This window comes from Nocardiopsis sp. CNR-923 (assembly GCF_001942255.1).
GTDB lineage: Bacteria > Actinomycetota > Actinomycetes > Streptosporangiales > Streptosporangiaceae > Nocardiopsis.
Genome location: NZ_MKKC01000071.1, coordinates 59280 through 70335, shown reverse-complemented (window position 1 = coordinate 70335; position 11056 = coordinate 59280). Strand labels below are relative to the sequence as shown.

General features: G+C 68.9%; 5 protein-coding genes and 4 pseudogenes. 5 read left to right on the top strand and 4 right to left on the bottom strand.

Translation table 11 applies throughout. From position 1 onward, the window contains the following. Positions 1–363: DUF5753 domain-containing protein (locus tag BJF83_RS09380; RefSeq protein WP_262391435.1), on the top strand; the 363-nt coding region annotated here is incomplete at its 5' end. Between the two features lie 7 nt (positions 364–370). Beyond that, a complete protein-coding gene (locus BJF83_RS09375) occupies positions 371–559 on the top strand; it encodes a DUF397 domain-containing protein (RefSeq protein ID WP_075925983.1) in 189 nt (62 codons plus the stop codon). Positions 560–683: 124 nt separating this feature from the next. On the opposite strand, the gene BJF83_RS09370 is transcribed toward BJF83_RS09375, so the two are convergent. The 4 genes and pseudogenes from BJF83_RS09370 to BJF83_RS09355 form a co-directional block, all read right to left on the bottom strand. Continuing rightward, the gene (locus tag BJF83_RS09370) at positions 684–1862 is read right to left on the bottom strand and encodes a protein-L-isoaspartate O-methyltransferase (RefSeq protein ID WP_262391434.1); all 1179 of its coding nucleotides are present in this window, start codon (positions 1860–1862) and stop codon (positions 684–686) included. Positions 1863–2112: 250 nt separating this feature from the next. After that, positions 2113–3203: pseudogene (locus BJF83_RS09365) on the bottom strand (methyltransferase domain-containing protein). A gap of 384 nt (positions 3204–3587) precedes the next feature. Beyond that, positions 3588–4652, bottom strand: a complete 1065-nt coding sequence (locus BJF83_RS09360) for a methyltransferase domain-containing protein (protein WP_262391433.1) — start codon at positions 4650–4652, stop codon at positions 3588–3590. A gap of 350 nt (positions 4653–5002) precedes the next feature. After that, positions 5003–7209: pseudogene (locus tag BJF83_RS09355) on the bottom strand ((Fe-S)-binding protein). Positions 7210–7800: 591 nt separating this feature from the next. Between BJF83_RS09355 and dnaK the strand changes: the two are divergent. The 3 genes and pseudogenes from dnaK to BJF83_RS09340 form a co-directional block, all read left to right on the top strand. Further along, positions 7801–9645, top strand: coding sequence for a molecular chaperone DnaK (dnaK, locus tag BJF83_RS09350; protein ID WP_075925981.1), 1845 nt, complete (start codon positions 7801–7803; stop codon positions 9643–9645). A gap of 44 nt (positions 9646–9689) precedes the next feature. Beyond that, positions 9690–10355: pseudogene (gene grpE / locus BJF83_RS09345) on the top strand (nucleotide exchange factor GrpE); the annotation flags it as partial. Positions 10356–10605: 250 nt separating this feature from the next. Next, positions 10606–10896: pseudogene (locus BJF83_RS09340) on the top strand (DnaJ domain-containing protein); the annotation flags it as partial. Between the last annotated feature and the right edge of the window lie 160 nt (positions 10897–11056).

Genomic DNA, 11056 nt, shown 5'->3' with positions numbered 1-11056 from the left:
GCACGGCAGGTGCCCTCCTGGGGCGACGACCTCAGGTTGATCGACGAGGCCGCGCTGCTACGCATCCCGCCAGAGCTCTCCGGCCAGCTGGAGTACCTCATCGACATGAGCCACCAGCCGAACATCGGAGTTCAGGTTCTACCGTTGAGTCGAGGGCTCCACGGCGAAACAGGCCAACTGGTCATCATGGACTTCCAGCCGCCAGACCCGACGACGGTCTACCTGGAGGTCATGGCTCAGGAGTTTTACCTGGAGAAGCCGCGCGAGATCACCTACTACCAGCACGTGTACGACCGCCTACAGGCCGCCGCGCTCCCCGTCGAAGAGTCCCGGGAGCTCATCAGCGGACTGCTGGCCCGATAGGAACCCGATGCAGCCTGAGACAACCCACCTGAACTTCCGTAAGAGCAGCTACAGCGGAGCCCGTACACAAGACTGCGTGGAGGTCGCCGACCTCCCCGATGTGGCCGCCGTTCGCGACTCCAGACACCCTGAGGCCGGGCACATCACCTTCCCGGCCCGTGAGTGGAACGTGTTCCTGGCCGAGGTCACTCGCTAGACCCTGAGAACGCAACGGGCCCCCAGCGCTTGCCGGGGGCCCGTGCTGCTTTACCTGAAAGCAACCCAGGAACACTGTATCGTCCGTCTCTGTCGCCGACCAGCGTCCGACCGACCCTGAACGGCTACGGGCGCGCCACCTCGTTCGTCGGCTCGTCCAGCCACACGTGCTGTCCGTCCGGCGTGACCGTCAGGCCGAACCGTTCACGACCGGGTCGCCTCGCCCGCTGCCACCAGCCCACAGCGGCCTCGACTTCCCCCCACAGGCCGCGTGGTCCGGCCTGCTCGACTTCGTACTCCGTGGCACCGGGGACATAGTCCACCGACGCCCACGATCCCTTCGTGTCGTAGAGCCACAACGTGGCCTCACCGGAAGCGTCCTCAGCGTCGAACCAGGCCCGACACAGCCCGGGAGCCCACGTGCCGACGGTGAACTCGGCTCCGGAGCCGCGGACGACCACCTGGTGCGGGTCCACCGTGGTGCGGCTGGTGCGCACCGGGGCGTGGAAGTCGACATGGTCGGACCAGCGTCCGGCCGCGGCGCGCTGGTCGCGCAGCCACATGAACGGGGCGTCGCCGATCGGCCGACCGGTCGCGGTGCCGTTCTCGCCCACCTCCAGCCGAAGGAGGACCGTGGCCATGTAGTCGTTGCCCCAGGGCGTGACGATCAGGCCGCCCGGCCGGGTCTGCTCCACCCAGGCGTAGGGCACGCGCTTCGCCGCGACGGTCGCCAGCACCCGATCGAACGGAGCCTCCGCGGGCACGCCGCTGGTTCCGTCGCCGCAGACCACGGTCGGTTTCCAGCCAGCCGCACGGAGCGCCGCGCGCCCACGCTCAGCCAAGGTCGGGTCGACCTCGATCGTCACCACGTTCTCGGCGCCGAGGCGCGCGCAGAGCAGTCCCGTGTTGTACCCCGTGGCGGTACCGATTTCCAGCACCCGCGCCCCGTCGGTGATCCTGAGGGCCTCCAGCATCCGTGCGACGAGGGAAGGCTGACTGATCGAACTGGTGGCGTACCGGCCTCGGCCGTCCTCGCCGACCGGAGTGCCGTCATCGACCTGGGTGGGCAGCGCGAAGTCCGTGTAGGCGTTGTCCCACCAGTACGGATCGTCCCGACCGACGGGGATCATCCACCCGTCGCCGCGATCGCCGTCCTCAGCCCAAATGGGGTCCGGGATGAAGGCGTGACGGCGCACCTGGAGGAAGGCGTCCCGCCACCGCCGGTCCATGAGCGCCCCGACCCGATGGAGATGGTCCACCAGCTCCGCGAGGCGCTCACCGGCGTCGAAGTCCGTCGAAGGCACTACTTACCGCCGCCGGACTTGCCACCTCCGCCGTGCGGGCTGGGATTCTGCCCGTCCTGCTGCCACTTCGGGTCGTCCTTCGTGTCCTCGCTGTCGGGCTTGCCGTGACTGCCCACTGTTTCCTCCCCAAGGTGGGAAACATAGCCACGACAACGGTAACCCTGGGAATCCGCCCTGTCACAGGAATGGCCGCATGCGGACTGACGGACACGCCCGAGCCGGGTCCGCAGCCCGAAACGAACCTCGGCGGCTACGGGCGCGCCACCTCGTTCGTCGGCTCGTCCAGCCACACGTGCTGTCCGTCCGGCGTGACCGTGAGACCGAACCTGTTAACGTCCGGCCGCCCCTGGTTCTCCCACCACCGCCATGCTGCCTCGACCTCGTCCCACAGTCGCCGCGGTCCCGACTGGAAGGCCTCTCCGGGCCCTTCTCCGCCCCACCTCACCGCGGCCCACGACCGGTCACGGAGTGCGTAGAACCACGCCGTGGTCCCGTCGTCCTGGGCATGGACGGTGTGGGCACAGGCAGGCACCAGCAGCCCGAGGACGAAGTCGGCTCCTCCGTGCACGTTCCCGGTGAGGTCGTCGGCGTTGAGCCGAGTAGAGGAGCTGGCGTCTCCTGGCCAGTCGGTCACGTACTCGTCGTGGCGGGGCCAGGCGAGTCGCTGAGACCTCGCCTTCATGAACTGGACAGGCCCCATGAACGGCCCGGACGCGGTCTTGGCGTCGTCGGCGACGACCAGCCGGACCGTGGCGTCCTGGGGACTGTAGTCGGTGCCCCACGGCGCCAGGATGATGCCGTCCGGACGGGTCTGCTCCACCCATGTGTGCGGGATCCGGCGGAGCCCGCACGTGACCACGACGCGGTCATAGGGGGCGCGCGGCGGATAGCCGAGGAGGCCGTCCCCGACCACCGTCACGGGGTGGATGCCGACAGCGTCGAGGCGTCTTCGGGCTTGGTCGGCGAGCACTGGGTCCACCTCGACGGTCGTGACCGCGTCGTCTCCGACGCGGTGCGCGAGCAGAGCCGCTGACAACCGGTGCCGGTGCCTATCTCCAGTACGCGCATGCCCGGGGCCACGTCCAGGTCGCGGAGCATGGAGACCACGACGGACGGCATGGACGACGACGAGGTGGACACGACTCCGGGGGTGCCGTCGAGGGATTCGGGGGCATCGTCCCACTGGGTGGTCAGCGGCACGTTCGAGTCCGCCCACCGATACCAGGAGACGGGGTCGGCTTCCCGATCGGCCACCGTGGACTGTCCGGTGTCGGGGTCAAACGGCCAGATCCTGGTTGGGAGGAAGTCTGCCCGGTCCACCGAGTCGAAGGCCGGGGCCATTCGGGTGACATGGATCCCGTATCGAGGAGAAGCGCCCGAAGCCGGTCGCGCTCCGGACGCCCGTACATCGTGGTCACTTCTCATGCTGCCCCGGCGGAGGTCCGCTGTCAGGGCTGGGGGGTGGCGGAGGCGGTGGGGGTTTGATCGGCTGCGGTGGGCCCTCGTGCTTGGCCACAGGCGTCTCCCTTTGTAGTGGTCAGACCACAAATCTAACTCCCGGCGATCATCGCGTCACAGCCATGGCCGCTTGTGGTCCATGCCGGGTGACCGCGAACGCGCCGGGTAGGGATGTGGGATGGCCGTGGTCAGCCGCACCGGTGCACACGGTCTCCGGCCTCACCTCCGACGACACGCGGGTCCGCAGCCCGAAACGAATCCCGGCGGTTACGGGCGCGCCACCTCGTTCGTCGGCTCGTCCAGCCACACGTGCTGTCCGTCCGGCGTGACCGTCAGGCCGAACCGGGTGTGCGCTGGCTCCCCGCGTCCCTTCCACCACGCGTAGGCGGCCTCCAGTTCGTCGAACAGCCGCCGTGGCCCGTGCTGACGCACCGTGTACTCGCGCGGGCCCGGCTCTATCCGCCACGACGCCCAGGATTCGGCGTGGGGATCCATCAGGTAAACCGTGTACGCACCGCACCCGGGATCGTCGTCGTCGAACACCACGACGGAGGTCATCGCCGGAACGCGCACGCCCACGGCGAAGCTGGCGTCGAAGTCCCCGACCGGTTCGTAGGGATGCAGACCGGTGGTCACCTGATCGAATTCGTGCTCTGGCAGCACCCGGTCCTCGACGGTCCCGTGCGGGGCGCGTTGGGCACGGGTCCACATGAACGCCGCGTTCCCGCCGAAGTTCCCCTGAGCCGTCGCCCCGTCCGAGCCGACGCGCAGACGCAGCAGGGTTCCACTGTGGAAGACCGTTCCGAACGGGGTGAGGACGATCCCGTCCGCACGTGTCTGTTCGACCCACGCGTAGGGGACGGTCCGCACGGCCGCGGTGGCCACGACACGATCGAACGGCGCGTTCTCCGAACACCCCTTCTCACCGTCCCCGGTGACGACCTCCACCGGCCAACCGGCGCCCTCCAGGGCGGCGGCGGCCCGCTCGGCCAGCACGGCGTCGATCTCGATCGTGGTGACGTTCTCGACGCCCACGGCGGAGGCCAGCAGCGCCGCGTTGTACCCGGTCCCGGTGCCGATCTCCAGCGTGCGCGCACCTGGCGAGAGATCCGCCGCGTCGAGCATCCGGGCGACGACCGTGGGCATGGACGCCGTCGACGACACGTACCCGGATCCGGTGTCGTGCCCGTCGTCGAGTTGAACCGCGACCGGGACGTCGGAGTAGCAGATCTCCAGCCAACGGAGCGGGTCGTCATCGCGCCGGAGGGGCTGGGGGCGGCCGTCCGTGTCCCTGACCCAGACCGTGTCCGGGATGAACTCGTGGCGGGGCACCCTCCGAAATGAGTCCCGCCATGCCGGGGGCATTCGCCGCGCGAGGCGGGACCGGAGGGTCTTGTCGTCGGTCACTCGTCGTCCCGCTCGTGCCTTCCGCCGCCGGTCCCGCCGTCATTGGGGGTGGGCGGGGGCGGTGGCTTGTCCTTCTGTCCGTCCCAGCGGGAGGGATCGTCATGCTTGCCCACGGGCACCTCCGAGGGTGGGAAACACCGTCACGACGACGGTAACCCCCTGCATCCGCCCTGTCACAGGAATGGCCGCATGCGGACAGGCGGGCAAGCGCACGCGGGGCCGGCCCCGACCCGCTGGTCGCGTCGGCCCCGCGCCGGGTCGGGTCGGCGGTGGGATCAGGCCTGCGCGGACTCCTTCTCCCCCTCGGCGGGGCTCTCGCCCCTGACCGAACGCAGCAGGAGCTGGGAGACGTCCACGACCTCCAGCGTCTCCTTGGCCTCGCCCCGCGACTTCTTCTCGTTGATCGCGTCGCCGAGCATGACCTGGCAGAACGGGCACGCGGTGGAGACGGTGTCGGGGTTGGTGGTCAGCGCCTCGTCCACCCGCTCGGTGTTGATGCGCTTGCCGATCCGCTCCTCCATCCACATGCGGGCGCCACCGGCGCCGCAGCAGAAGCCCCGCTCCTTGTGGCGGTGCATCTCCTGCGTCCTGCGCCCGGGACCTGCGCCATGATGTCGCGCGGCGGCGTGTACACCTTGTTGTGGCGGCCGAGGAAGCAGGGGTCGTGGTAGGTGATGTTCTCGTCCACGTTCCGCACCGGCGTCAGCCTGCCCTCGTCCACCAGCTTGGCCAGGAGCTGGCTGTGGTGGACGACCTCGTACGTCCCGCCGAGCTGCGGGTACTCGTTGGCGAGCGTGTTGAAGCAGTGCGGGCAGCTGGCCACGATCTTGGTGACGCCCGCCTCGTTCAGCGTCTCCACGTTCTGCTGGGCGAGCATCTGGAAGACGTACTCCATGCCCAGGCGGCGCGCGGGGTCGCCGGTGCACGCCTCCATGCCGCCGAGCACGGCGAACTTGACGCCCGCGATGTCCAGCAGTTCGGCGATGGCCTTGGTGGTCTTCTTGGCGCGGTCCTCCAGGGCGCCGGCGCAGCCGACCCAGAACAGGTACTCGGTCTCCGGCGACAGCTTGTCGTCGACGACCTCGACCTCGACCGGGTTCTCCTGCTCGGCGAGCTCGGCGATCCAGTCCATCCGCCGGTCCTCGGCCATGCCCCACGGGTTGGCCTTGTTCTCCAGGTTCTTCAGGAGGGTGTTGGCCTCGGACGGGAAGTTGGACTCGACCATGACCTGGTAGCGGCGCATGTCGAGGATGTGGTCGATGTGCTCGATGTCCACCGGGCACTGTTCGACGCACGCGCCGCAGTTGGTGCAGGACCACAGCTCGTCGGGGTGGATGACGCCGCCCTCCTCCTCGGTGCCGACCAGCGGCTTGTTGAGGAGGGCTAGGACGTCGACGCCCGCGTGGCTGTCGTCGGGCTTCTCGGCGAGGGTCTCCTCGGTGATGCCCTGGAGCAGGTACGGGGCCTTCTCGTAGGCGTGCCGCTGGAGGTCGAGGATGACCTTCTTGGGCGACAGCGGCTTGCCGGTGTTCCACGCCGGGCACTGGGACTGGCACCGGCCGCACTCGGTGCAGCTGGTGAAGTCGAGCAGGCCCTTCCAGGTGAAGTCCTCGATCCTGCCCGCGCCGAACGGGTCCTCGTCGGGGTCGGCCTCCTCGAAGTCGAGGGGCTTGACGCCGCTCTTGTCCATCATCTGCTTGGCGGCGCCGTTCGACGGCGCGCCGTCGGCCTTGCGCTTGAAGTAGATGTTGACCGGGGCGAGGAAGCGGTGCCAGCCGACGCCCATGGTGAGGTTGACCGCCAGGACGACGAAGAACGCGTAGCTGATGACCAGCTTGAACGCGGCCACGAGGGCGATGGCGGGATCGGCGACGGCGGCCTCACCGGGCAGGACGGCGCCGACCGCGTGGGAGATCGGGGTCGCCCAGACCGGGAACGGGAAGTCGCCCGCGGCGACCTTGAGGCCGCGGATCGCGAAGATCGCCAGCAGCAGCCCGATGATGTAGGCCTCGACGTAGTACGCCGTCCAGTGCTTGGAGTTCATGAAGCGGGAATCGCGGCCGATCCGCTTCGGGCCGTACAGCAGGCGGTATCCGGTCAGGCCGAGGATGCCGACGAGGCTCGCGCCCGCGATGATCTCGATGGCCAGGCCGTAGACCGTCCAGTCGTGGATCAGCGGCAGGTGGAAGTGCGGGTCGAAGACCTCGCCCTGGGCCTCGACGACGGTGAACACCAGCAGCGGGAAGGAGACCATCACGAACCAGTGGGCCACGCCGACCCACGGCCGCTTGAGCATCCTCGTGTGCCCGACGATCTCGACGAGCGTCATCGTGAGCCGCTGCCCGAACGGCCCCTTGCGCTCCGGCTCCACCGGACGGCCGATCCCCACGGTCCGCACGATCTGGCGCAGGGCCAGAGCGAACATGGTGAACGCGACCACGGCGAAGACCGAGGTGATGATGCCCAGTGTCAGGTACAGCATCGCCCGTGGCCTCCCATCCTGCTGTGTCGTCCGGTGCGCCACACACCGGCGGTCGAAACATATGTTACTAGTGAGTAATAGCCCTGTCGCCACCGACCCGCCCCGCCGCGGGGACCGTCGGCGGCGCCCGCGCCGCCACCCGGGGCCGGACCGCGGGACCCGACACCCTGCCGCGCTCCGACGCCTTCGGGCGCCGACACCACGGAACCACGCGTGGGCTCCGCGAACGACCGCGAACACACCACGCACACCTTTATGTGTAGCTGACATCCGCCACGGGAGGTCACGGCGGGGCATCCGTGACGCGACCAGTCCTCCCCGCGCGCCGCCCTCAGGGGCGCCCCTGGCCCTCAGGGGTTCCTCTGCCCCTCAGGGGTTCCCCTGGGCTGGAGTCAAGGATCTCCCCGACTTGGCCCGGGTTTGCGCCATTTCCTCCGTGAAGTCCCCCCAACCGGGAACACCGGGCCCGAGTCAGCCGTTGTCCGTGCGAAGGCATTAACTTGAGTCGGGTGGACTCAAATGATTTGACAGCGATCACCTGACGAAGCAAACTTACGTCTGAACGACTCAATCTTGACGGAGGTAGCAACCATGGCTCGTGCGGTCGGAATCGACCTCGGTACGACGAACTCGTGCGTCGCTGTCCTGGAGGGCGGCGAACCCACGGTCATCGCCAACGCCGAGGGCTCCCGCACCACCCCCTCCGTCGTCGCCTTCGCCAAGAACGGTGAGGTCCTCGTCGGTGAGGTGGCCAAGCGTCAGGCGGTCACCAACGTCGACCGCACCATCCGCTCGGTCAAGCGCCACATCGGCACCGACTGGACGGTGAAGATCGACGACAAGACCTTCAACCCGCAGCAGATCAGCGCCTTCATCCTCCAAAAGCTCAAGCGCGACGCCGAGGCCTACCTCGGCGAGGACGTCGCCGACGCGGTCATCACCGTGCCCGCCTACTTCAGCGACGCCCAGCGCCAGGCGACCAAGGAGGCCGGCACGATCGCGGGCCTGAACGTCCTGCGCATCATCAACGAGCCCACCTCGGCCGCCCTCGCCTACCACCTGGAGAAGGAGGACGAGGCGACGATCCTCGTCTACGACCTCGGCGGCGGCACCTTCGACGTCTCCCTCCTGGAGGTGGGCGACGGCGTCGTGGAGGTCAAGGCGACCAACGGCGACAACCACCTCGGCGGTGACGACTGGGACCAGGCGATCGTCGACTGGCTGGTCGAGCGGTTCAAGAACTCCAACGGCGTGGACCTGTCCAAGGACAAGATGGCCCTCCAGCGCCTGCGCGAGGCCGCGGAGAAGGCCAAGATCGAGCTCTCCAGCTCCAGCGAGTCGGCCATCAACCTGCCCTACATCACCGCCTCGGCCGAGGGCCCCCTGCACCTGGACGAAAAGCTCACCCGCGCCGAGTTCCAGCGCCTGACCTCCGACCTGGTCGAGCGGACCAAGACGCCGTTCCAGCAGGTCATGAAGGACGCCGGGATCCAGCTCAGCGCCATCGACCACGTGGTCCTGGTCGGCGGTTCCACCCGCATGCCCGCCATCGCGGACCTGGTCAAGGAGATGACCGGCGGCAAGGAGCCCAACAAGGGCGTCAACCCGGACGAGGTCGTGGCCGTCGGCGCCGCGCTCCAGGCCGGTGTGCTCAAGGGCGAGGTCAAGGACGTCCTGTTGCTGGACGTCACCCCGCTGTCGCTGGGCATCGAGACCAAGGGCGGCGTGTTCACCAAGCTCATCGAGCGCAACACGACCATCCCGACCAAGCGCTCGGAGATCTTCACGACGGCCGACGACAACCAGCCGTCCGTGCAGATCCAGGTCTACCAGGGCGAGCGCGACATCGCCCAGTACAACAAGAAGCTGGGCGTCTTCGACCTGACGGGTCTGCCCCCGGCGCCGCGCGGCGTCCCGCAGATCGAGGTCGCCTTCGACATCGACGCCAACGGCATCGTCAGCGTCACCGCGAAGGACCTGGGCACCGGCAAGGAGCAGTCGGTCACCATCTCCGGCGGTTCGGCGATGTCCAAGGACGACATCGACAAGATGGTCCGCGAGGCCGAGCAGTACGCCGAGGAGGACCGCAAGCGCCGCGAGGAGGCCGAGGTCCGCAACAACGCCGAGTCCCTCGTCTACCAGACCGAGAAGGTCATCAAGGACAACGAGGACAAGATCCCGGCGGACGTGCGCTCCGAGACCGAGTCGGCCGTCGCCGAGCTGAAGAGCGCCCTGGAGGGCACCGACGTCGAGGCGATCCGCTCCGCGAGCGAGAAGGTCGCCCTGGCCAGCCAGAAGATCGGATCCGCGATCTACAGCCAGAGCCAGGAGGGCGCCTCGGCCGACGCCGGACAGACCTCGTCCGACGCCGACGACACCGACGTCGTGGACGCCGAGATCGTCGACGAGGACAACGGCAAGGGCACCCAGGCCTGACGCCGCGGCCGACGGACGAGTGGAGGAAGGAGGGCGCGTCACAGATGGCGCAGTCGGACAAGACCAACGGCTCCGACGGTGAGGAGCACCGGGGACCGGTGATCCGCGACAACCGCCGGATCGACCCGGAGACGGGCCAGGTCCGCGACCCCAAGGCGGCCGAGACCGCCGCGGAGGCCGACGAGACCGCCGAGGCCGAGGAGACCATCGAGGTCCCCGACACCCCGGAGGCCGTGGTGACCGAGGCGATCAACGCCGACGAGCGGGTCGTCGAACTCACCAACGACATCAAGCGAGTCCAGGCCGAGTACGCGAACTACCGCAAGCGCGTCGAGCGCGACCGCGTGGCCGTCCGCGAGGTGGCCACCGCCCAGGTCATCGGCGAACTGCTGCCGATCCTGGACGACATCGGGCGCGCCCGTGAGCACGACGAGCTCACGGGGGGCTTCAAGGCGGTCGGCGACGCTCTGGAGTCCGTGGCCGCCAAGCTGGGCCTGGAGCGCTACGCCGAGGCGGGCGAGGAGTTCGACCCGAACCTGCACGAGGCGCTGACCCTGGTCCCGGCGCCCGACGTCTCCGTCCAGACGGTGATCGAGGTGTTCCAGCCGGGGTACCGCATCGGTGAGAGGATCCTCCGACCGGCCCGCGTGGTCGTCGGGGACCCCGTCGAGGGCGCCGCGGCCGGGTCGGACGAGACCGCCGACGCGACGACTCCTCCGGCGGGGGCGAGGAGACGGACGGCGGGTAACGGGTTGGCCCCTAGTTCCGCTCCGTTCTGTCCGCCGTGTGGACGGTGGACACGAACGGAGGGAAGGGGCGTGTCCCGTGGACGGCGCCCGCCGCCAGGCGCGGCGGCGCACCACGTGTCGACGGGCCGCGCCCCGGCCCCGGTTCCACCCGGAGGCGGGGCACGTGTAAGCATCGGACACAACCGGCACCAGCGGGAGAAGGCACCAGTCGATGACCACCAAGGACAACCTGAAGAAGGACTACTACGAAATCCTGGGAGTCTCAAAGACCGCCTCGAAGCAGGAGATCAGGCAGTCCTACCGCAAGCTCGTTCGCGAGAACCACCCCGACAGCAACCCGGACGACCCCGTGGCCAAGGAGCGCTTCAAGGAGGTCTCCGCGGCCTACAACGTCCTGTCGGACGACAAACGGCGCAAGGAGTACGACGAGGCGCACTAGCTGTTCGGCGGGTCCTACCGTCCGGGCGGCGGCGCCGGGCCCGACGGAGGCGAGGAGTCTGACGCCGGGTTGACGGGTTGGCCCCTAGTTCCGCTCCGTTCGTGTCCGCCGTGTGGACGGTGGGCACGAACGGAGGGAAGGGGCGTGTCCCGTGGACGGCGCCCGCCGCCAGGCGCGGCGGCGCACCACGTGTCGACGGGCCGCGCCCCGGCCCCGGTTCCAC